The organism is Xanthomonas sp. WCS2018Noco2-27 (genome assembly GCF_031843525.1).
GTDB lineage: Bacteria > Pseudomonadota > Gammaproteobacteria > Xanthomonadales > Xanthomonadaceae > Xanthomonas.
In genome coordinates this window covers 38,211-61,628 of record NZ_JAVTIK010000023.1, presented here as the reverse complement: position 1 = coordinate 61,628, position 23,418 = coordinate 38,211, and the positions used below count along the sequence as shown (strand labels likewise).

The following is a 23,418-nucleotide window of genomic DNA, read 5'->3' as shown; positions in this document are numbered from 1 at the left end:
GTCAGAAGCGGAAAGACAGACCGACGCCGAGGGCGTGGTCGGGTGAGCGGTCGTTGAGGCCGCGGCTGTACACCGCGTCCAGTTGCACATCGTTGTTCAACAGCCAGGCCGAGCCGACATCGAGCAGTGCCACGGTGCCGCCATCGTCGCTCTTGGCGATCTGCGGCAATGCCACTTCGACGAAGGAGCGCACGCGATCGTTCCAGGCTTTGCCCAGTACCGCACCCAAGATGCCTGCGGTGTAGCGATGGCCGTCGCCGTCGTCGTCCCAGATCACGCCGGGCATCACGCCGGCAGAGATGCTGTCGCTGAGATCCCATTCGGCGACCAGCCGGAACGAGGGACGCGCCCCGTGACCACGCAGGGCCTGTGCGCCGCTGGGCAGATCCACATGCAGCAACCAGGCCAGCGAGGTCTTGCCATCGTCGGAGCTGACCAGATGATGTTTGATGCCGAGCGAGACATCGGACATACCGCTGATGTTGGATTCGCCCGGCAGGTCGATGTGCTGCCAGCCATCGGTTTCCAGCCGCAATTCCCAGGTCTGGCCGAGCCCGTAGCGGAACAGCGTCGGTGTGGAATAGCCATCGACCGAGGCATCGCGCTCCCACGCAGCGCTGGTTTCCACCTGTAGCCGATGGTTGCCGACGGTGAGGCTGGACTCGACGAAATCGGGTCGATCGGTCGCGATGGGGTCTTCGGCGCGGGCATGGCCAGCGACGCACAACAGCGCAAGACAGCTGGCGAGAATAGATGACTTCATGGTGACCCCTGCAACGATCAAGTCTCGGACGCATGCGTCTGCGCGTGTTGTCTGCACCAGCGCGCGTGCGGTGTGTGAGCGGCTGTTGCGATGGGGCACAGGCAGCCGTTGTCACCCAGGCTAACGGCAACGTCAGATAAATCTTTAAGCATTGCCGATGGGTGGAGCCAGGCAGGGCAGGGTGCGTGCGCAGTGCCGGGTCGCTAGTAGCGCTTGCGTCCGCTTGAGGCGGCCATCACGCAAATGGGTGCTGGCGTTGCGGCAACGCCATGCAGCACGGGTGATACGTTTGAACGACGTAGCGAGCAATTGTTGGGTGCCACGTGCGTGCCGGCATCGCGCAGGCTCGGCGCAACGTGCAGTGCCGAGTGTGCGCAAGACGGCGTCTTGCACAGACGCCGTCGCTGGATCACGCGTGCTTAGAGCGGCTCGCAAAACGTAGCGAGCAGTCGTCAGGTGGGTGTGGGCGGCGCGCTCAGAACTGGAATGTACGCCTGGTCCATGCCGCACCGAACACCGGCCGCGCCCACCTGGCGGTGAGCACGGTGGTTTTGTTAACTGCTCTTAGAAATCCTGCCACTGGCTATCGTTGCCGGCCGGGTTGGCCGATGGCTTGCCCGACTGGCGCGCAGGTGCGGCGATGCGCGTGCTGCCGGTGGATGCGCGCTTGGACGAGGGCAGGGCACGGACAGCCGGCTTGGCGGCAAACGCAGCGCTTGCGGGTGCGGCCACCTGGCTGAGTTTGAACACGGCGACCGCTTCGGTGAGCTGGCCGGCCTGTTCTTCCATCGCACGCGCGGCGGCGGTGGCTTCTTCCACCAGCGCGGCATTCTGCTGGGTGGCTTCGTCCATCTGCGTCACGGTGAGGTTGACCTGCTCGATGCCGCTGGATTGTTCCTGCGACGCCGCCGAGATCTCGCCCATGATGTCGGTGACGCGCTGCACGCTGGCCACGATTTCGCTCATGGTGGTGCCAGCCTGATGCACCAGCGAGGAGCCTTGCGCCACCTTGCTCACCGAGTCGTCGATCAGGTGTTTGATTTCCTTGGCGGCGCCGGCAGAGCGCTGCGCCAACGTACGCACTTCCGAGGCCACCACGGCAAACCCGCGGCCTTGCTCGCCGGCGCGCGCCGCTTCCACTGCCGCGTTCAGCGCCAGGATATTGGTCTGGAAGGCGATGCCATCGATGACACTAATGATCTCGGCAATCTTCTTGGACGAGGTTTCGATACCGGACATGGTGGTGACCACCTGCGCCACCACCGCGCCGCCATGCGAAGCGACATCGGCGGCACCGATCGCCAGCTGGTTGGCCTGGCGCGCGTGTTCGGCATTCTGCTTGACGGTGGAGGTGAGCTCCTCCATCGAGGCGGCGGTTTCTTCCAGATTGGCCGCCTGTTGTTCGGTGCGCTGCGACAGATCGTTATTGCCGGCAGCGATCTCGCTGGCGGCCGCATTGATCTGCGTGGCCGAGGTCTGGATGCCGGAGACAATGCCGGTGAGCTGCGCCACGGTGGCGTTGGCGTCATCGCGCATGCGTGCGAATACGCCGGCAAACTGCCCATCCATGCGCACGGTGAGGTCGCCCTCGGCCAGCGCGCTGAGCAGGCTGGAAATACGCTCCAGGCCTTGCGAGGTGGTTTCCAGCAAGCCGTTGAGCTGGCGGCCGAATTCCAGATAGAACCCGTGCTTGTCGTCCAGCGCCAGACGCTGGCCGAAATCGCCCATCAACGCCGATTGCACCAGCGCCGCCACTTCCTTCTGCGTGCTGACTTCGGTGCTGACATTGCGCCACAGCAGCATGCTGCCGCTGCGATGACCATCGGCTGCGTACAGCGGGGTCATGGTCAGATCCAGCGTCACCGGGCCGAAGCTGTAGCGCTCCGACGTGGTGGACTGCAATTGCTGCAGCTGCTGCGCACGCGCCTTGCCTTCGGTGTCGGTACCGAACACGTAGTCCAGCGGCTTGCCGACGACCGCATCGGCGCTGAAGCCGGTCTGGCCCTTGGCATGGAAGGCCGGCTCGCCGTGCTTGAACGAGGTGTGCAGCGCTTCGGTAATGAACACTGCGTTGTGTTGTTCGTCGGCCAGCAACACTTCCATCTCGGAGTGTTCCAGCGCGGTGCGGATGCGCAGGTTTTCATTGGCGATGGCGGTGTCGCGTTCGATCCGCGCACGCAGGTCGTCCTGCATGCGCTGCATGGCGCCCATCAACCGGCCCACTTCGTCCCTGCGTTGAATGACGATATGGTTGTCGAGCTTGCCCGAGGCGATCGCATCGGCCACGCCCACTGCCGATTCCAACGGGCGCACCACCTGGCGACGCAGCAGCAGGAACAACGCACCGCTGAGCACCACCGCCGAGCCCAGGCCCACCAGCAGGATCGTCCACAGCAGGTGATGCGCCTGCTGCATGATGGCCGCATACGGCACCACCACGCCCAGCGCAAAACGCTCCTGCGCCTTGCCGATTTGCAGCGGCACATACGCACTCACCGTGCCGTCGGCATCGGGAGTGAAATCCACCGAATCCTTGCCGTCCTTGATCGCGTCGAGCATGGCGCGGTGGCGCGCGTCGGTGAGCGGCTTGCCGATGCGCGCGGTATCGCGCGATGACAACACCACGCCAGCGGGCGACAGCAGTTCGACATACCCATTGTCCATCGGGCGCAATGCACCCAGGCGCTGCTGCAACGCAGCCAGTGCCACGTCCACGGTCACCGCACCCAGATACTTGCCGTCCTGCAGGATCGGCGTGGACAAGGTGGTCATCAGCACCGTCTTGCCGCCAATCTTGTAGTCGTAGGGTTCGGCAACGGTTTGTCGTAGCAGGGCGCGCGGCTTGAGATTCCAGTCGCCAAGGCCCGGGGTTTCATAATCGGTGAGCGGCTCACGCACCAGCGTCTGGCCATCGCGCCCCCAGTACGTCATGAACCGGCCGGTGGCGTCGTGGCCCTTGGCGTTTGCAAAGTCGCTGTCCTTGCCATCGAAGGCCTGCGCTTCCCACAGCGTGCCCATGCCCACCCACTCGGGGTGATCCTGCAGCTGGTCGTGTATTACTGCAGCCGCCGTATCGCGGCTGATGCCGCCATTGGCGCGTTGCACCAGCAAGCTGGTGGCCAGCGATTGGCCGGTGGTCAGTGCCTGACCCAGTTCGCTGCCGATCTGCTCGGCCTGGTAGCGCGCGGCATTCTGCATCGTGGCCTGGGCAGACGCACTCAGTGCACGACTGCTTTGCCAATAGGTGATGGCAGCGGTCAGGCCGAAGCACAGCGAGGCGATGACCGCAGTGCCGAACATCAGGCGGTACGCAAGGCGGCCGCCGAAACGTGAGTGCGTGGAAAGCGAGGTCATGGGCGTGGCTGCAAAGGGAGGGGAGGAACCCGCTGGGGCGCGGGAGTGCAGGTAAGACGCGCAACAGACTCACTCGGCGGCGATCAGGTCAGCGCGGGCGCTGTTCGGTGCGGCATGTACCTCCCGAACGCGGCATCTCTGAGGGCCGTAGCGGCCTTGCGGCCGCTGACGGCGTCTTGCGCTTGCCGCTTCTAGTAAGCGGCCAACGCCACGCGCTTGGGCGCGCGCATGCCTGCATTGCCATGCTGAGTAGCGGATACAGCAACCACCCGGAACGTCGACACCGCATCGTCCAGCTGCTGCGCCTGCTGCTGCATCGCGTTGGCGGCAGCGGTGGCTTCTTCCACCAGCGCGGCGTTCTGCTGGGTGCTCTCGTCCATCTGGGTGATGGTGAGATTGACCTGTTCGATGCCGGCCGACTGTTCCTGCGAGGCGGCGGAGATCTCGCTCATGATGTCGGTCACGCGCTGCACCGAGGACACGATGTCGGCCATGGTCTTGCCGGCCTGATCCACCAGTGCCGACCCCTGCGCCACCTTGCCGACCGAGTCGTCGATCAGATGCTTGATCTCTTTCGCCGCACCGGCCGAGCGCTGTGCGAGCGTGCGCACCTCGGAGGCGACCACCGCGAAGCCGCGGCCTTGCTCGCCGGCACGCGCCGCTTCCACCGCCGCGTTCAATGCCAGGATGTTGGTCTGGAACGCGATGCCGTCGATGACACTGATGATCTCGGCGATTTTCTTGGACGAGGTCTGGATGCCGGACATGGTGTCCACCACCTGGCTCACCACCTGGCCGCCCTGCGATGCGACGCTGGCCGCGCCGATCGCCAACTGGTTGGCCTGACGCGCGCTTTCGGCATTCTGTTTGACGGTCGAGGTGAGCTCTTCCATCGAGGCGGCGGTTTCTTCCAGATTGGCGGCCTGTTGCTCGGTGCGCTGCGACAGATCGTTGTTGCCGGCGGCGATTTCGCTGGCCGAGCCGGTGATCGAACCGGCCGCCTGCTGGATGCGCCCGACGATGCCGGCCAGCTGCGTGGCCGTAGTGTTGGCATCGTCCCGCATACGTGCGAACACGCCGTGGAACTCGCCGTCCATGCGCGCGGTGAGGTCGCCTTCGGCCAATGCGGCCAGCAGCTCGGACAGCTTGCCCAGGTTGCGGTCGCTGACTTCCATCATCGCGTTGAGGTCGTTGATCATGCGCGCCGAATCGTGCTTGAAGCGCGTTGCATCGCCACGCTGGCTGAAATCGCCACTGGCCGCTGCCTGCGCCAGGCGCTTGATCTCGGTGTTGATGGCCAGCAGGCTGGCCTTGGCCGCGTCGACCGCTTCGTGCAGTACCGCACGCGTGCCAGGCAGGCGGACCGCATCGCGCGACAGGTCGCCCTGTGCGTATTCGTTGAGGATGCCGATGGCATCGACGATGGCATCCAGGTGCTCGAAGAGCATGGTGTTGATGCCGGAGGCCAGCTCGCCATAGACGCCGGGGAAATCGGTGGGCATGCGGTGGGTGACGTCGTCGCCGGCATGCATGTGCATCATTACCTTGGTCTGCGCGGAGAAGCGCTCCAGGGTGTGCACCATGTCGTCGGTGGCCTTGAGCATCTGGCCGATTTCATCGTTGCCATGTTCGGCAGTGCGCACGCTCAGGTCGCCACGTGCCACGCCCTTGATCGCCGCCAATGCGCGCGAGACCGGCTCCAGGATCGAGTTGCCGATCATCCAGCCGACCAGCAGGTTGAGCAGCATCAGCACGCCACCGGCCAGGGTCACGATGCCGGTAAACGCCAGCGCCTGCGACTGGGTGTCGTCCAGATACACACCGGTGCCGATCACCCAGCCCCACGGCTTGTACAGCGCCGCATACGAGGTTTTCTGCACCGGGTCCTTCTGCCCGGGCTTGGCCCAGGTGTAGTCGACATAGCCGCCGCCAGCCTGCGCGGCGGTCACGAACGCCGGAAAAATACGCTTGCCGTCCGGGCTGAGCACATCGGTCAGGGGCTTGCCATTGAGGTCCGGGCGGGTGGGGTGCATCAGCATCACCGGCGCCTGGTCGGTGACGTAGATATAGTCCACGCCACCGCGTGCGCGCATGGTGGACAAGGTGGACAGCGCTCTGCTCTTTGCAGTGGCCACGTCCATCTCGCCCTTGTCGGCGCGCTCGGCGTAGCCGTTGACCACCGCCATCGCCATTTCGATCTGGCTCTTGAGCCCGTCGCGACGCGTATCGGTGAGATCGACGTACTGCATGCGTGCCGCGATGACGGCAAGGATGATGATGCCCAATGCAACGAGCGCAGTTTGGGCGAAGAATTTGCGCTTGAGCGGCACATTGGCCAACGTCTTTGCGAGCGAGCTCTTGAACGTCATGACAGGTATCCAGCGAGAGGATTGTGACCGGGATAAGTCGAATAGCGACCCGGCAATAGAAATGTTGAGCATTGCGTGACGTCAATTGCTCCGGCACGGCGTGCAACGCACCGACGTCTGTGCGACACGCCATCGCCATCGCCTGCGACACGCCATCGCCATCTGTTGACGCCTACACACCGAAACATGCAGGCACCGCGCGGCGCGCACGATCCGCTGTAAGGCAGATCACGTGAAGCGGTACAGCATGTTGTAGAGGGGATGGCGGTGGCCGCATTGCGGCCGATCGGCGCACGCCGGAATGCGCTTAGCGGTGCTGCGGCGTGCCGACCTTGGCCACCGAAGCCTGCAGGTTCTGCAGCTCGGTCCAGAGTATCTGGTGGGTATCGCCGGGCTGGCCAAGCGACAAGGCTTGCGCTTGGTACAGGTCGCCGGCATGCAGGGCGCGATTGGCCAGACGCTGTTGCGCCAGGTACTGGCCCAGCTGCTGCTGCACCACTGCAAACTGGCGCGCCTGCTCACCCTGCGGCGCAGTGGCCTGGAAATAGCCGGCATGCCGGGCGATGCGTTGACGCAGGTTGCCCATGCGCTCGTCATAGGCCTGCACGCGGGCCGCATCGTGCGCTGCGGCGAGCTGTGCGCGTTGGTCGTCGCGTAATTGCACCAGGTCGATGGCAAGCGACTGCAGTGCGCTCACCGGCACGCTGTCCAGCAGCACGGAGACCGGTGCGGCCGGTGCGGCAAACGAGGGCGGCAACGACACGCCCGCTGCCAACACGGCGACGGCGAATGCGGCGCCCAGCATGTTGCGGGCAGAGCGGATGGAATTGGCGGTGTGCATGCGGACATCCTTCGACATGGCGCGGGCGCTTCCGCCCTCATTGCTGTGTGTATCGGCCGCAGAAGCTTGCGCTTGATCACCTTTCGACCAACGGCAGCGCAGGCGGGTGAATCGTTGGTGTTGTGAAGCGCCCGATGATGCGGGTTTGTAGCGTCCGGATAGCAGAACGCCCCGGTGGTTGGCCGGGGCGTTCTGGGGCTTTGGGTGAGGCGGATGGGGGACGATTGGCGCGGTGACGCTGAGCCGTCCCCTCACCCGAGTCCACCTCCGTGCGGGAGGTGGGTTAGCGTCGTGCGCTTAGAACTCGCGCCAGTTCGCCTGGCTGTCGGCGGTCGTCGCCAGGGCCGGGCGCAAGGCCATCGCGGGTTTGGTCGCCGGCTTCGCTTTCGCAGATCCAAGGTGGCGGGGCGCACCCGTCGAGGCGACGGATGTCAGCCGCTGCGGGGCAGGGCGGGTTGCCGTTGCCGGCTGCGTCTGGCCGGGGTGGAGTTTGAAGATCGCCACCGCATCGGACAACTGGCCGGCCTGCTCTTCCATCGCCCGTGCGGCGGCGGTGGCTTCTTCCACCAGCGCGGCGTTCTGCTGGGTGGCCTGGTCCATCTGCGTCACGGTGAGGTTGACCTGCTCGATGCCGGCCGACTGCTCCTGCGAGGCGGCGGAGATCTCGCCCATGATGTCGGTGACGCGCTGCACGCTGGCCACGACCTCGGTCATGGTGGTGCCGGCCTGGTCTACCAGCCGCGAACCTTCGGCGACCTTGCTCACCGAGTCGTCGATCAGGTCCTTGATCTCTTTCGCCGCACCGGCCGAGCGTTGCGCCAGGGTGCGCACTTCGCTGGCCACCACCGCAAAGCCGCGGCCTTGGTCGCCGGCACGCGCCGCTTCCACTGCCGCATTCAAGGCCAGGATATTGGTCTGGAACGCGATACCGTCGATGACGCTGATGATGTCGGCAATCTTTTTCGACGAGGCCTGGATATCGGCCATGGTCGCGACGACCTTGCTGACCACTTCGCCACCTTGCGAGGCCACGTTGGCGGCACCGATGGCGAGCTGATTGGCCTGGCGTGCGCCTTCGGCGTTCTGCTTGACGGTGGAGGTGAGCTCCTCCATCGACGCGGCGGTTTCTTCCAGGTTGGCGGCCTGTTGTTCGGTGCGCTGCGACAGGTCGTTGTTGCCGGCAGCGATTTCGCCGGCAGCGGTATTGATCGAGCTGGTGGCCAGCTGGATACGCCCAACGATGCCGGACAACTGCGCGGTGGTGGCATTGGCGTTGTCGCGCATCTGCGCAAACACGCCATGGAACTGGCCCTGCATGCGCTCGGTCAGGTCGCCGGCGGCAATGGCTTGCAGCACCTTGGACAACGCACCCAGATTGCCGTCGGCAGTGGCCATCAACTGGTTGAGGCTTTCCACCATCGCCAGAAAATCATGCTGAAACCGCTGCGTATCGCCACGCACGCTGAAGTCGCCATTGGCGGCGGCCTGCGCGAGCAACTGGATCTCGCTATTCATTGCCGAGAGATTGTGCTTGACCGCATCCATGGTGTCGGTGAGCACGGCCTTCTCGCCGGGCAGGCGGTCCATGTCCTGACTCAGGTCGCCGATGGCATAGCGCGACATGATCTGCGCCAGCTTCATCTTTACTTCGATATGCGATGCGACCAGTGCATTGGTGTCGCGCACCATGGTGCCGTATTCGCCGGGAAACGCCGCCTGATCCATGCGGAAGCTGATCTGGCCAGCGTCGTGCCGGCGCGCCATGTCCTGCTGCGCAGCGGCCACGGCTTTGAGTTGATCCTGCATGCCGCGCATGCTGTTCAACAATTGACCAGGCTCGTCGCGCGGCTGCGGGCCGATCGGATTATCCAGCTTGCCGTGTGCGATCGCCTCGGCCACCTGGGTGGCCTGTTGCAAGGGGCGCACCAGGCTGCGCGAAATCAGCCACGCCAGTGCAGCGGCCAGGCCGGCCGACAACAGGCTGAAGGCGATCAAGGCGCGATTGGCCAGCGCCACACTGCTCAGGATCGTGTCTGCACCGGCGGCGTTCTGCTGGTTCTGCAATTCCACCGCCGCGGCGATCGCCTTGGAGCGGCGTTCCAGCAAGGGCTGCGCTTCGCCATTCAACAGCTGCTTGGCGCCGTCGAGATTGCCATCGCGCACCATGCCGAGCAGGCGGTTGTTGGTGGCGCGGGCAGCGGTGAGGCTGTCCTGGATGGCCTGGCGCGCGCGCATGCCATCGGTGTTGGTCGGCAGATGCTGCAGCGCGGCCCACAGTTGTGCGTAATGCGCACGATTTTCCTTGAGCTGTGCATCGACGGCGGGCAGTTGTTGCGGTGCGGCCAGCATGAAGTCGCGCATGTAGCGCTCGCCGAGCATGTTGCTTTCGCGCATCTGGTTGAGCAGCGCGGCCTTGCGATTGTTGACCTCGATGATGATCGAGACCTGGTTTTTGACGGTCTTGAACTCGTACAGCGCCAGGGTGGTGGAGCCGGCCAACAAAACGATCAGCAACGCGAATGCCAACGCCAGGCGTCGCCCGACGGTCAGGGAGTGCAGGAATTTCATGGTGATTCTCTAAGGGAGGGTGGGAAAGAGGTACACCGGTAGCGTTCGCTCGCCAGGTTTCTTAAGCCACTCGGGCGCGCTTGGCACGCCTGCGTTCAGCGCGGTCGACGCCAGCACGACGCATTGGCGCGATGCGTAGTGCCGCTGGCGCGTGCAAGGCGATGACACAGGCACTGTGGTTTGCAAACCATTGCAAGCCTTCTATTGCGCTGTGCTGAGCGCTGTGGGCTACGTGGTTTCCCAGGGCGGCATCGTGTGCCGGTACTGGAGGCGCGCGACCACAAGCGGCTTCCTGCATACCCGTAGAAACGCACAAGCCCCGGCATCGCTGCCTGGGCTTGGTGGTGCAGGCTGCGTAACCGCAGCCGATGTCGCGCAAGACCTCAGAACTCGTGCCAGCTGGTGTCCCCACCGGAGGCGGCTGCCAGGGTAGGGCGTGCCACGGTTTTCGTTTTGCTCGCCGGTGCGGCGGTGGCGGCAGCGCGCTTGGCCACAGGCGTTTTGAGCGGCTTGCGCGCTGTCGGGGCGGGGCGCGCCGGTGCCATCGTCACCGCAGCGGTGGGCCGCAGCTTGAAGATCGCTACGGCATCGGACAGCTGGCCGGCCTGTTCTTCCATCGAACGTGCGGCAGCGGTGGCTTCTTCCACCAGCGCGGCATTCTGCTGGGTGGCTTCGTCCATCTGCGTCACAGTGAGGTTGACCTGCTCGATCCCGCTGGATTGCTCCTGCGATGCGGCCGAGATCTCGCCCATGATGTCGGTGACACGCTGCACGCTGGCCACGATATCGGCCATGGTCTTGCCGGCCTGGTCCACCAGCAGCGAGCCTTCGGCGACCTTGCCGACCGAGTCGTCGATCAAGTGCTTGATCTCTTTTGCTGCACCGGCAGAGCGCTGCGCCAATGTGCGCACTTCGGAAGCAACCACGGCGAAACCGCGGCCCTGCTCGCCGGCACGCGCTGCTTCCACTGCCGCGTTCAAGGCCAGGATATTGGTCTGGAAGGCGATGCCGTCGATGACCGAGATGATCTCGGCGATCTTCTTCGACGACACCTCGATGCCGGACATGGTGGTGACCACCTGCGCGACCACATCGCCGCCTTGCGAGGCCACCGTCGCTGCGCCGATGGCGAGCTGGTTGGCCTGACGCGCATGCTCGGCGTTCTGCTTGACGGTGGAGGTGAGCTCCTCCATCGAGGCGGCGGTTTCTTCCAGGTTGGCCGCTTGTTGTTCGGTACGCTGCGACAGATCCTGGTTACCGGCGGCAATCTCGCTGGCCGCGGCATTGATCGACACAGTGGCGTGCTGAATCCGCCCGACGATGCTCGACAACTGCTCGGTGGTGGCATTGGCATCGTCGCGCATCTGCGCAAACACGCCATTGAACTCGCCGTGCATCTGCGCTGTCAGGTCGCCGGCTGCAATCGCCTGCAACACCCCCGACAACGCGCGCAGGTTGGTATCGGAGGTGGCCATCAAGGTGTTGAGGCTCGCCACCATCGCGTGGAAGTCGTACTGGAAGCGCTGCGCATCGCCGCGCACGCTGAAGTCGCCATTGGCGGCGGCCTGCGCCAGCATCTTGATCTCGCTGTTCATCGAAGAGAGATTGCGCTTGACCGTGTCCATGGTGTCGGTGAGCACGGCTTTTTCGCCGGGCAGCCGTTGCATGTCCTGGCTCAGGTCACCGATGGCATAGCGCGACATGATCTGCGTCAGCTGCATCTTCACCGCGATATGCGAGCCGACCAGGGCATTGGTATCGCGCACCATGGTGCCGTAGTCGCCAGGAAATGCGTCTGCGTCCATGCGGTAGCTGATCTGGCCGGCGTCGTGGCGCTGCGCCATGTCCGATTGCGCGGCCAACACGGCCTGCAGTTGGCGCTGCATGCCTTGCATGCTGTGCAGCAACTGACCGGCCTCGTCGCGGCTATCGACCTGGATGGTGTTGTCCAGTTTGCCCTGCGCAATGGCGCCGGCCACGCGGGTGGCGCGACCGAGCGGGCCAGCGATGCTGCGTGCGATGAACCAGCCGGCGAAGGCGGCCAGCAACACCACCAGCGTCATCGCCGCGATCATCACCTGCACCGAGCGTTGGTAGGTGGCTTCGGCTTTTGCGATTTCGCTGGTCATTTGCGCGCTGTTGAACTTGGTCAGCTCAACGAGTTTGGCAAACAGCTCGCGTCGCGCCGGACGTGATTGCTCGTCGGATACGGTATTGGCGGTGGCCAGATCATCGGCGCGTATCGCGGCGCTGAGCGCAGCGTTGGCCTTGTAGTAATCAGCCAGTTTCAGCTTGACCGCGTCGTATAGCTCGGCCTCTTTGCCGGGCGTGGTGGTCTTGGCGTAAGCGCTTTGTGCGACATCGATGTCGGCACGCGCCTTGTCCATACGCTCGAAATAATTCTGCACTGCCTTCGGGTCGTCGGCATGTGCCAGCTGGGCCAGTTCGTAGGTGCGGAATTCGCCGAGCAGGGCGCGCATTTCGCTCAACTGCTGCACCGCCGGCGCCCAGACATTACCGATGTCGCGCAATAGCTGCGCGCTGGATTGCATGCGCACCAATGCGAACGCGCCAAGGCTCACGGTGATCAGTGCGGTAAACGAAAACGCCAAAGCCAACTTGCGCGCGACGGCAAGATTGCGAAACCAGTTCATAGCGGTCATCTCATGTTGCAGAGAGCGACTGGCCGCACGGGCGGCCGGCAAGATGCGGGCGCGCGAGATGATGGCTGAGTCGAACGATCCGGACGAAGGGCCAGATTTTCCGTCGGTCGTGTCGGGCCGGACGGGTATTGCTGATGCCGGCAGCCCCCATACTGCCGGCGATCTCTCCAACCCCGATCGCTCATCGATCGCGTTAAGAGCGTTGCGCCGCGGCATCCGTGCCGCGGGATGTTGCCTTACGCTGCCTGCGGCACCTTCAACGAGCGCACCAGTCCGCCGATATCCACGATCAGCGACACACGGCCATCGCCCAGGATGGTGGCGCCAGAGACGCCTGGAATGCGGCGGTAGTTGTTTTCGATGTTCTTGACGACAACCTGTTGCTGGCCGAGCAGTTCGTCCACTTCCAGCGCGATCTTCTGGCCGTCGCCTTCGACCACCACCACCAGCGGTTCCTTCGAGGACTGTTGCCCGCCGAATCCGTAGTAATTGGTGAGCGAGAGAATCGGCAGATACTCGCCACGCACCCGCAGCACCCGGCCTTCGCCTGCCATCGAGCGGACGTCTTCGGCGGCAGGCTGCAGCGCTTCGAGTACGTAGGACAGCGGCAGGATCAGCGTTTCGCCGGCCACCGAGACGGTCATGCCGTCCAGAATGGCAAGGGTCAGCGGCAGACGGATCAGCACGCGGGTACCGCTGCCGGCGCTGCTTTCCAGCTGTACTTCGCCACCCAAGCCCTGGATGTTGCGGCGGACCACGTCCATGCCCACGCCACGACCGGAGAGATCGGTGACGGCATCGGCGGTGGAGAAGCCCGGTGCGAAGATCAGGTCCCACACCTGCGAATCGGTCGGGTTGTCCGGCACGGCAATGCCGCGTTCGGCCGCTTTTTCCAGGATCTTGGCGCGATTGAGGCCGCGGCCGTCGTCGCTGACTTCGATCACGATGTGGCCGCCCTGATGCGAGGCCGCCAGGGTAATCGTGCCGGTTTCGTCCTTGCCGGAAGCGCGGCGCGCGTCGGGCATTTCCAGACCATGGTCGATCGAGTTGCGCACAAGGTGCACGAGCGGGTCGGCGATCTTTTCGATCAACCCCTTGTCCAGTTCGGTGCTTTCGCCAATGGTGCGTAGACGCACCTGCTTGCCGAGACGGCTGGACAGGTCGCGCACCAGGCGCGGGAAGCGGCGGAACACCGCATCGACGGGCAGCATGCGCACGCCGATGACCGCTTCCTGCAGATCGCGGGTATTGCGCTCGAGCAGATCCAGACCGGCGAACAGCTGTTCGGCATGCGCCGGATCCAGCCCGGCGGAGACCTGCTTGAGCATGGCCTGCGTAATCACCAACTCGCCGACCAGGTTGATCAGCGCATCGACCTTGTCGACGCTGACGCGGATGGAGCTTTCGGCTTCTGCGGCGGCGGCCTTGGCCGGCGTCGCAGCAGCAGCGGCAGGCTCAGCGGCTGCGGCAGCGGCCGGTGCAACAGCCGCCACTGGCGCTGCGGTGTCTACCGCCAGGCTCGGCGGCGGGCCGGGTACAGCCATCGGGCGGATGTCCAGCTCGCAATCGTCCACCACCCAGGCGAAGGTGTCTTCGATCTTGCTGCGCGGAATCTTGCCGATCAGGCCCAGATCCCACGCCAGATAGGCTTCCAGCGGGTCGATGCTTTCAAAGCCCGGCATGCGCTCCAGACGCGCGGCAATCTGCAGCGGGCCAAGATGCTCCAGCTCGCGGATGATGCGCAGCGGGTCGTTGCCGCTCATGAACAGCGACGGCGCCGGGGTGAAACCGATATGCCAGGCTTCGGGTTCTTCTTCCTTCGGCTTGGCGACCACGACCGCAACCGGCGCTTCGCCGGCCAGCACCGCGTTCAAGCGCGTATGCACGGCCTTGACCGCGGCCGGGTCGGCGGGAGTGCCGTGTTCGGCTTCGCGCAGCAGGGCGCGTAGCACATCGACCGAACCGAGCATGGCATCGACCGCATTGGGTTCGAGCTGGCGCTTGTTGGAGCGCAACTCGTCCAGCAGCGTCTCCAGCACGTGGGTCAGGCCGGCGACGGCCTCGAACCCGAAAGTGGCTGCGCCACCCTTGATGGAGTGCGCAGCGCGAAACACCGAGTTGATGATTTCCGGGTCGCGGTTGCCCTCTTCAAGGGACAGCAGCCCGGCCTCCATCGCGTCGAGCCCTTCACGGCTTTCCTCGAAAAAGGTGGCGTGGAAACGTTGCAGGTCCATGCTCATGGGCGTGAGATCCGATGGTGAAGCGAGTAAGGATTAACCGAGAACTTTCTGCACGGTGGCGATCAGCTGTTCTGGATTGAACGGCTTGACCAGCCAACCGGTGGCGCCGGCGGCCTTGCCTTCGGACTTCTTGTCGGCCGCCGATTCGGTGGTGAGCATCAGCATCGGGGTGAACTTGTAGTCCGGCAGCTGGCGCAGCTCGCGAATGAGCGAGATGCCGTCCATGTTGGGCATGTTCACGTCGGTGACCACCGCATTGAAGCGCTGGCCCTTCGCGCGGCCCAGCGCAACGGCGCCGTCTTCGGCTTCTTCGACGGCAAAGCCGGCGGAGGTGAGGGCGAAAGAGACCATCTGGCGCATTGACGCCGAATCGTCCACCACCAAGATACGTGCGCTCATGCGGCGTTCTCCACAGATTTCAGGTTGTCATTGGATGCGGAAAGTCCCAGTGCGTCGGTGACGCCGAGCAGACGTGCCGCATCTCTAAAGGTGTCGTTGCAGCCATCGAATTCGGTGTGCAGACCGGCCTGGCGGCGGGTCTGCACAAAGGCGCAGAGCAACTGCACGCTGGCGGTGTGGATACGGCGCACTTCACCGGCATCAAGCACCAGGTCGCCGCCCTGGGTGAGGAATTCGGCAAGCTTCTGCTTGAGGTCGGCGCTGGTCTCGATGCCGAGATCCTCACCCAATGTCACTGTGCTCATTGTTGCTCCGAACGGCTGGTTCTATGCGTACTAACGGCGGAAGGCGGAAAAGCTTTAACGGTGAATCGGCGACACGCCAGATTGCGCAAGCCCTGCGTTAATGCAGCAGGTGCGTGGCATCGAGCAGGATCATCGGTTGATGGCCCAGGCGGGCGACACCGCGGAACAGGTTGTTGGAAATACGGCACAGGCGTGCGTTGTCCGGCGGCTCGATCTGGTGATCGGTAAGGCTGGTGACGTCTTCCACGGCCGACACGCGCAGGCCCATGGTCTCGCCGTTTTCTTCCAGCACCACCACGCGGGTGTGCAGGTCCATGTCTACCGGCGACGAGCCCAGATGGATGCCCAGGTCGATCACCGGCACCACCTGGCCACGCAGATTCATGATGCCGAGCATGGCGCTGGCGGTGCCGCGTAGCGGCAACAGCGGCACCGGCAAGACCACTTCCTGCACCTTGAGCAATTCCAGCGCATACGTTTGTTCGCCACAGCGCAGACGCAGCCAGCGGGTGCTGCGTTCGCTGGCGCGGCGCTCTGCATGGATCTTGTCGGCCTGGCCGGGCGCAAGCAGTGCCTGCAGGCCTTGCGGATACACCGGTGCCGGTGCGGCGCGTGGCGGTGCCGGCGCTGCACGCGGTGCAGGTGCCGGCGCTGGCACCGCAACCGGTGCGGCTTCCAGCCCGAACGCCGGGTCGGAATCCATTTCCGCCAGCAGATCGGCAGTCAGCAGGTCCACCGCAGAGGATGCGGTCCCGAAGGCGGGATCGGCGTCCATTTCGGCCATCAGATCGGCCGTGCTCATGAACGGGCTAGGCGCGGCGGTGGCGAATGCCGGGTCGGCATCCATCTCGGCCAGGAAATCGGCAGCGATGTCGGCAGCACTCGGTGCGGCGACCACGGGCGGTCCGAACGCCGGGTCGGCATCCATCTCGGCCAGGAAGTCGGCGGCGATGTCGGCAGCGCTCGGTGCGGCGACCACGGGCGGTCCGAATGCCGGGTCGGCGTCCATCTCGGCCAGGAAATCGGCGGCGATATCGGCAGCACTCGGTGCGGCGACCACGGGCGGTCCGAACGCCGGGTCGGCATCCATCTCGGCCAGGAAATCGGCGGCGATATCGGCAGCACTCGGTGCGGCGATCACGGGCGCACCGAGTGCCGGGTCCGAACGCAGGTCGGCCAGCAGATCGGCGGCGATGACTTCCGGCGTTGCGGCAACGGCAACCGGCGCTTCGGCGACAGCGACGTCGGTCTCTTCGATCGTGGCAAGCGCGGCAGCGGGCGCAGCGGCCAGGGTTGCAGCGGCAGGCGTGCTCGCGACGGTGGCGGGCATCTCTACGCCGGCATCGTGCAGCAAGCCTTCCAGATAATCGTCCAGCTCACCGTTGGCGGTGTGGTTGCTCATGCGGCTTGCTCCATACGCATCGCGTCATCGGCCAGCACCCATTCCAGCGCGCGGCGATAGGCGGACAGGCCGCGGCCCTGATAATCGGCGCCGGTGGCGGGGACGGTCAGTGCGGCGGCATTGCAAATACGGGTGTCCATCGGAACGGCGTCTTCCCACACCACCGGTCCGTAGGTGGTCTGCATTTCTTTGAGCGTTTCGTTGCCGGCGCGGGTGCGGCGGTCGAACAAGGTCGGCAGGATCGACACCGGCAGCTCGCGGCGACGCGAACGCTGCACCATGTCGGCGGTGCGCACCATGCTGGCCAGGCCATGCAGCGCGAGCGGCTCGGCCTGGGTCGGCACCACCACGCGGTCGCAAGCGGCCAGCGCGTTGATCATCAGCAGGCCGAGCGTAGGCGGGCAGTCGAGCAGGATGTAATCGTGTTGCCCGGCGTGGCGGGTCATGGCGTTCTGCAATGCCAGGCCCAGGCCGGGTTGATTGGCGCTACGGCGCTCCAGCGTGGCCAGTGCGGCTTGCGCGCACACATACGACAGGCCGGGGATGCTGCTTTCGTGCGCCAGGCTGGCCAGGTCGCTCGGCGGGGTGCCGAACAGATCCAGTACCCCGCGCGGCGGCGGGTCGACCGCCACGCCGAACGCGCGGGTGAGCGAGGAGTGCGGGTCGAGGTCGATCAACAACACCCGATGGCCGAGCGCGGCCAAGCCGCGACCCAGCGCCAGCGTCGTGGTGGTCTTGCCTACGCCGCCCTTTTGGTTGGCGATTGCCCAGATACGCATCTCACTGCACTCCTTCAATTACGGCGGGGACGGAACTTGTGCCGCTTTCGGTGGTGACGGCCGTTTGGCCGCCGTCTGACTTGGGAAGCTTTGGCGCCCCGGCGGCGGTCGCGTGCAACTGCGATGGCGGATCGGGTGCGAGTGAGCCAGCTGAGTCAGCGAGGATGATCAACACCACACGCCGGTTCGCATTCCGTCCCGCCTCGGTTGTGTTATCGGCACGTGCGCGGAATTCTCCATAGCCCACCATCGCCAATCGTTGCGGGGCGATGCCGTCGTCGGCAAACAGGTGCACCACGCTGGCCGCACGCGCCGCCGACAGCTCCCAATTGGAGGGGAACTGCAGGGTGGCGATGGGCTGGTTGTCGGTGTAGCCCTCCACGCGCACGCCGTTGGGCGCATCGCGCAGCACGGAGGCCAGGGTGGACAAGGTGTCGCGGGCGCTGCCGGCCAACGCGGCCGAGCCGGTACCGAACAGGATGTCGCTGTTGATCTCCACTTCGATCCACAGATCGTTGCGGCGGATGGTGATGAGTTTCTTGTCGATCAGCGGCGACAGCGTCTTGCTCAGCTGTTCGGCAACCGCGTCCATCTGCCGCTGCGCACGCGCCAGCTGGGTCTGATTGCGCAGCGACACCGGCATGCGCATCTGCGCGGCCATCGACGGCAGCAGGGTGGGGTCGGTGGGGCCATTGGACGCAGCCATCGGCGCGCCGGCCTTGATCACCGACGGGCGGTCGTAATCGGCGCCCAGGCTCTGGGTCTTGCCCAGTTGCACCGGGCTGGCGTTGGTGGACGAGCCGCCGAACGCGCTGGTCAGCGCCTGCGCCATGACCTTGTATTTGCCCTCGTTGAGCGAGGAGATGGCGTACATCACCACAAAAAATGCGAGCAGCAAGGTCATCAGGTCGGCGTACGGAATCGCCCACGCTTCGTGGTTGCCATGTTCTTCGTGGTGTTTGCGACGACGGGCCATAGCAAGCTCTAATGCAAGTAGCCTGCCAATTTCGACTCGATGTTGCGCGGGTTCTCGCCCTGAGCGATCGCAATCAGCCCTTCGATCGCCATTTCGCGCTCGTTGGTGCTGCAATGGATCACGCTCTTGAGCTTGGCCGCCACCGGCAGAAACAGCAGATTGGCCGAGGCAATGCCGTAAATGGTGGCGGTAAACGCCGCCGCGATGCCGTGGCCGAGCATGGCCGGGTCGGCCAGATTCTTCATCACCGCCATCAGGCCGAGTACCGCGCCGATGATGCCCAGCGTGGGCGCATAGATGCCCATGCCCTCGAACACCTTGGCCGCGGCAAGATCCTGACGCTCCTGGTTATCGACTTCGATTTCCAGCATATGCCGCATGGATTCGGGCTCCACGCCGTCGACCAGCATCTGCAGGCCCTTGCGCAGGAAGGCATCGCTCTGACGCGGCAGCTGATCTTCCAGGCCCAGCAGGCCCTGACGACGCGCGATGTTGCTCCATTCCACGATACGGGCCAGCAGCTGCGGGCGATCGCTGGACGGCGGCTGGATCACCCAGCGCAGGATCTTGAACGCGCGCCGGAAAACCGCCGGGGAGGTGTGCAGCAGGATCGCCGCCACGGTGCCCACGATCACGATGAGGAAGGCAGCCGGCGACCACAGCGACGAAATGCCGGCGCCTTTCAACACGCTGCCGCCAACGATCGCCACGATCGCCAGCACCAGTCCGATAATGCTCAGTCTGTCCATGGAAGCGGTATCGGCCCAGGCGCGGCGGACTTGATAGATGTGGCCGGTTGGCGCGCCAGAAACTTGTCGTTCTGAGGTATGGGTCTTCGAATTGCCAACTGCGCTGAGAGCGGTAGCGCGGTGCGGGACCGGTTCCTCGGTCGTAAAGGGTCTCGCTGAACTCAGTGGCGCCTCAGGTCAGCCCTTGCGTTACCGAGGCGGACATAGAAGACACGACCGACGCGACACTCAAGCCCCTCTCCTGCGGGAGAGGGGTTGGGGTGAGGGTACGTCCAGGCGCGGACGGTCGATTGTAGGCTTCGGTGAGGGCGCCAGCGCGGCCGGGAATCGTCTCTTCCAGCTCCACACACATCCTGTGTGAGTCGCCGTCGCGGCACATCTGTGCGATGGCGACGGCAGCCAGGCGGCGTGTGGTGGCCATGTCCTGGAATGTGTCAACACTCACGTCGATCCTGTCTCTGGCTGAGCCCGGTTGCAAGTGACGGGAAGAGTGCAGGCGCTTCAGTAAACCGCTTGCGCCTGGGTTCGTGCGAGGGCGTGTTGCGGGCCGCGATGAAGCTGCTGCGGCAAGCAGGCTGTGCCGTGCCGTACTGCATGCAAGCGTGGCGAGCCCGACCGCGCATCGTGGCGCTTGTATTGCTGCGGCCTGCTGCGCGGCAGAATGCGCTGGCGCATGGGCTGTGATACTTAGCTTTCCGTTGTATTAGAACGATCTAATCGCGTCCGCGCAGAAGGGGAGAGAAGAGGAGGGAAACCGGGTCGCCGCAACGGCGCCGGATATTTTTGCGTCACTCGCGCGGTGTTCTTGTCCGATCGTTGGATCGATACAAAGCCGCCGAAGCCGATCACTATTGGGAGAACATGATCGAAATGAACTGCATGCCATTCGCACGCAACCGCAGCACCTTGTCCGCCGGTATCGCCATCGCCTTGTTCGCGAGCGCCGCCTCCGCCACCGTCTCCGCCCAGCAGGCCGACGGCACGCCGGCGCCCGCGGGCCAGGCCGAGGTGCAGGCCACGGAGCTGGACGCTGTGACGGTGACCGGCTACCGCTACGCGATCGAAAAAAGCCTGGAGCAGAAGCGCAACGCCAACGCCGTGGTCGATGTGATCACCGCCGAGGACGTGGGCAAGTTCCCCGACAAGAACGTGGCCGATGCGCTGCAGCGCGTGCCCGGCGTGGTCATCAGTCGCGACGGCGGCGAAGGCAAGAACGTCAGCGTGCGTGGTCTGTCCTCGGAGCTGGTGCTGACCGAATTGAACGGCAACTACATCGCCACCGCCGAGTCCAACGGCGACCCGACGCGCTCGTTCAACTACACGCTGCTGCCATCGAACCTGCTGGGCAGCGCGGAGTTGTACAAGACCCCGGAAGCGCGCATCGACGAAGGCGGCATCGGCGGCACGGTGATCCTGCAGACGCGGCGCCCGCTGGAACTGGAAGCACATTCCGGCTTCGTTTCCGCCGAGGGCACCTGGTCCGATACCAGCAAGAAGACCGACGGCCAGTTCTCCGGTTCGTACTCGTGGCACGACAAGGACAACCGCTTTGGTGTCTTCGTTGGCTACACGCAGCAGAAGCGCACCGCACGCACGCTCAATGCCAGTACCGAGAGCTGGCAGTGGTACGGCCGCGACGAAGTCGGCCCGGCGGTGGACGTGAACGGAAATCCGTCGGACTTCAACGCCAACTGGTGGGGCGGTACCGGTTTCTGGGACCAAAACAGCAATTACTCCACCGGTTTCATGATGCCGACGGCGGTCAGCCTGGATGCCAAACGCGAGGAGCGCGAGCGCAAGGGTGGGCAGCTGACCTTGCAGTTCAAGCCAACCGACGACCTGACCCTGACCGCGAACTACTTCCGCTTCGACCTGTCGCAGAACTCGCAGACCAATACCATCAAGATCCCCGAGTGGAACATTGCCCGCTTTAACGGCGACGGCAACTGGCGCGGCGGCCGTCTGCTCGACGGGCTGCAGTTCGATCCCAGCGGCACGATTGTCACTGGCGCCGCCTACAGCCTGCGTCCGGGCAAGACCTATTACTGTAGCGAGGCGCAGGCCGCCGCAGCTGGCCTGCCGCCGGGCGGCTGGGGCTCGGACGACTGCACGGTGCCGACGCCGCAGATCACCGGCAGCTACAACATCGAGAAGTCGCAGTCGCAGACGGTGGACCTGGGCGGCGAATGGCGTGGCGAGCAGGTGGACGTGGCGTTCAAGGCTGGCCGCACCTGGGCCAAGGGCGGGCCGGAGCTGCAGTTCTCCCTGCCGATCAAGCCGCGCCTGCAGAACGCCGACGGCAGCTGGACCAACGGCAACTTCGCCAGCGCCTGGGACCTGACTGGCACACCGAGCATGACCTTCTCGCCGGAGCTGATGCAGAACCTGCGCAACGGCATCCTGCAGGTCGACCTGGGCTCGACCGGCTCGTCCTGGACCCGCAATACCAATCAGCAGCAGTACGCGCAGATCGATACCACCTGGCATTTCGACGGCGAGGTCTTCGACTCGCTGCAGTTCGGCCTCAAGCGTCGCGACGGCGGCATCCACCGCAGTACCGGCAACAACTACTGGGTGTGCCCGGGCACCGACCAGGGCGACTACGACAACCGCTACTGGAACGGGCGCTGCAATGCCATCGCCACGCAGTTCTCGCCGGGCCTGCTGTTCGCGCAGGACAATCTGGCCGGTGGCGTCAACGCCAGCGCGTTCCCGGCGATCAACTTCCCGGGCTACATCGGCTACTTGAACCAAACCTACGGCGCGATGCAGACCCGCAGCGAAGACAACTTCGTCTACAACGTCGACGAAGAGATCTATTCCACCTACCTGCAGCTCAACTTCCACACCGAGCGGCTGCGTGGCAACGTCGGCGTGCGGGTAGCGCGCACCGGCCAGCGTGCCGATTCCACCGACAAGGTGACCGCCTACAACGACTATTTCTTCGACGGCGCCGACGGCAGTCCGCTGGCCTGCCAGCAGGGCGCTGCCATGCCCAGCGGCGCCCCGGCCGACACCTATTGCGGCACCGAAGGCTACTGGCGTTTGTCCGACAGCGTGCAACGCACCGAGTCGTTCGTAATCAGCGGGCTGGACCGCAACTACACCGACGTGCTGCCGAGTTTCAACCTGGCCTACGACCTCACCGAAAACCTGCTGCTGCGCGCGGCAGCCGCGAAGGTGATCGCACGTCCAAGCTACAACGACATCGCCGCGCCTGGCAGCCTGGAGTTTTACAGCCCCGAGTACGTGGCCGACCGGCGCCTGACCGGCGGTGCCAGCGAGCAGGGCTGGTACGGCTCTGGCAGCAACAAGAACCTGGAGCCGTACAAGGCCAACCAGTTCGACCTGGGGCTGGAATGGTATTTCCACCCGGGTTCGGTGGCGGGTGTGGGGCTGTTCCGCAAGAACGTGGAGAACTTCGCGGTCGACGTGATCAGCGACGTCAACATGATGGTCGACGGGCAACCGGTCACCGTGCAGAACTACAGTACCCAGGCCGGCGGCCAGGACGCGGTCTCGCAAGGTGTGGAGCTCTACGCGCAGCACACGCTGCCGTTTGGCCTCGGCGTGCAGGTCAACTACACCTACAACGATGCCAGCAAGGCGGCGGTGCGGCTGGAAGACGGCACCGAGGCCGGCAAGACGTCCATGCCGGGCAGCGCCAGGAACCAGACCAACCTCACCGTGTTCTACGAAGCCGATAGCCTTCTGCTGCGCGCCTCGTACAACCGTCGTGGCGAACTGGTGCAAGGCCTGGTCAACGGGTTGAACGTCTTTGAGGAGCCGTACTACCAGATCGATGTGAACGCGGCCTACAACATCACCCCGGCGCTCAGCCTCACCGCCTCGGTGCTGAACCTGACCAAGCAGGAGTCGCGCTCGCACCTGGGCGAGGACACCCGAGCCCGCTTCTATAGCGGCGGATACGCAGGCCGGCTGGCGTACTTGGGGCTGACTTACAAGTTCTAGGCCCCAGCGTGTCGCGCCCATGCCTGCCGCGTGGCGGT

The 23,418-nt window shown here is 64.8% G+C and carries 14 protein-coding genes and 1 other RNA gene; 1 reads left to right on the top strand and 14 read right to left on the bottom strand.

The window, feature by feature from the left end; all coding sequences use genetic code 11:
* Position 1: 1 nt before the first annotated feature.
* The 14 genes from RQH86_RS22575 to RQH86_RS22510 form a co-directional block, all read right to left on the bottom strand.
* Positions 2-763, bottom strand: a complete 762-nt coding sequence (locus RQH86_RS22575) for a transporter (RefSeq protein ID WP_311240470.1) — start codon at positions 761-763, stop codon at positions 2-4.
* A 426-nt stretch (positions 764-1,189) separates the two neighbouring features.
* A non-coding RNA gene (locus tag RQH86_RS22570) (sX9 sRNA) lies at positions 1,190-1,266 on the bottom strand.
* Between the two features lie 61 nt (positions 1,267-1,327).
* Entirely contained in the window at positions 1,328-4,117 is a 2,790-nt protein-coding gene (locus RQH86_RS22565) for a methyl-accepting chemotaxis protein (protein WP_311240469.1), read from the bottom strand.
* A gap of 191 nt (positions 4,118-4,308) precedes the next feature.
* The gene (locus RQH86_RS22560) at positions 4,309-6,486 is read right to left on the bottom strand and encodes a methyl-accepting chemotaxis protein (protein ID WP_115527713.1); all 2,178 of its coding nucleotides are present in this window, start codon (positions 6,484-6,486) and stop codon (positions 4,309-4,311) included.
* Positions 6,487-6,793: 307 nt separating this feature from the next.
* Complete coding sequence (locus RQH86_RS22555; protein ID WP_115514501.1) at positions 6,794-7,327, bottom strand: hypothetical protein; 534 nt, start codon at positions 7,325-7,327, stop codon at positions 6,794-6,796.
* Between the two features lie 297 nt (positions 7,328-7,624).
* A complete protein-coding gene (locus RQH86_RS22550; RefSeq protein ID WP_311240468.1) occupies positions 7,625-9,895 on the bottom strand; it encodes a methyl-accepting chemotaxis protein in 2,271 nt (756 codons plus the stop codon).
* A 383-nt stretch (positions 9,896-10,278) separates the two neighbouring features.
* On the bottom strand, positions 10,279-12,549 hold the full coding sequence (locus RQH86_RS22545) for a methyl-accepting chemotaxis protein (RefSeq protein WP_311240473.1): 2,271 nt from the start codon (positions 12,547-12,549) through the stop codon (positions 10,279-10,281).
* 245 nt (positions 12,550-12,794) lie between these two features.
* A complete protein-coding gene (locus tag RQH86_RS22540; protein ID WP_311240467.1) occupies positions 12,795-14,798 on the bottom strand; it encodes a chemotaxis protein CheA in 2,004 nt (667 codons plus the stop codon).
* Positions 14,799-14,831: 33 nt separating this feature from the next.
* Positions 14,832-15,197 carry a response regulator gene (locus RQH86_RS22535; RefSeq protein ID WP_002806565.1) on the bottom strand — a complete coding sequence of 122 codons (366 nt, stop codon included), beginning with the start codon at positions 15,195-15,197 and terminating at the stop codon, positions 14,832-14,834.
* Positions 15,194-15,502 (bottom strand): STAS domain-containing protein, encoded by a 309-nt coding sequence (locus tag RQH86_RS22530; RefSeq protein ID WP_055846598.1) that lies wholly within the window; start codon positions 15,500-15,502, stop codon positions 15,194-15,196. The genes RQH86_RS22535 and RQH86_RS22530 overlap by 4 nt, the downstream gene beginning before the upstream one ends.
* Before the next feature lie 97 nt (positions 15,503-15,599).
* The gene (locus RQH86_RS22525) at positions 15,600-16,904 is read right to left on the bottom strand and encodes a chemotaxis protein CheW (RefSeq protein ID WP_311260741.1); all 1,305 of its coding nucleotides are present in this window, start codon (positions 16,902-16,904) and stop codon (positions 15,600-15,602) included.
* The gene (locus tag RQH86_RS22520; RefSeq protein ID WP_055846604.1) at positions 16,901-17,683 is read right to left on the bottom strand and encodes a ParA family protein; all 783 of its coding nucleotides are present in this window, start codon (positions 17,681-17,683) and stop codon (positions 16,901-16,903) included. The genes RQH86_RS22525 and RQH86_RS22520 overlap by 4 nt, the downstream gene beginning before the upstream one ends.
* Position 17,684: 1 nt before the next feature.
* On the bottom strand, positions 17,685-18,659 hold the full coding sequence (gene motD / locus RQH86_RS22515) for a flagellar motor protein MotD (protein ID WP_115553748.1): 975 nt from the start codon (positions 18,657-18,659) through the stop codon (positions 17,685-17,687).
* Positions 18,660-18,667: 8 nt separating this feature from the next.
* The gene (locus RQH86_RS22510; protein WP_115512904.1) at positions 18,668-19,408 is read right to left on the bottom strand and encodes a flagellar motor protein; all 741 of its coding nucleotides are present in this window, start codon (positions 19,406-19,408) and stop codon (positions 18,668-18,670) included.
* An 816-nt stretch (positions 19,409-20,224) separates the two neighbouring features.
* Here RQH86_RS22510 and RQH86_RS22505 point away from each other — a divergent pair.
* Positions 20,225-23,380, top strand: coding sequence for a TonB-dependent receptor (locus RQH86_RS22505; protein ID WP_311240507.1), 3,156 nt, complete (start codon positions 20,225-20,227; stop codon positions 23,378-23,380).
* Positions 23,381-23,418: the final 38 nt, after the last annotated feature.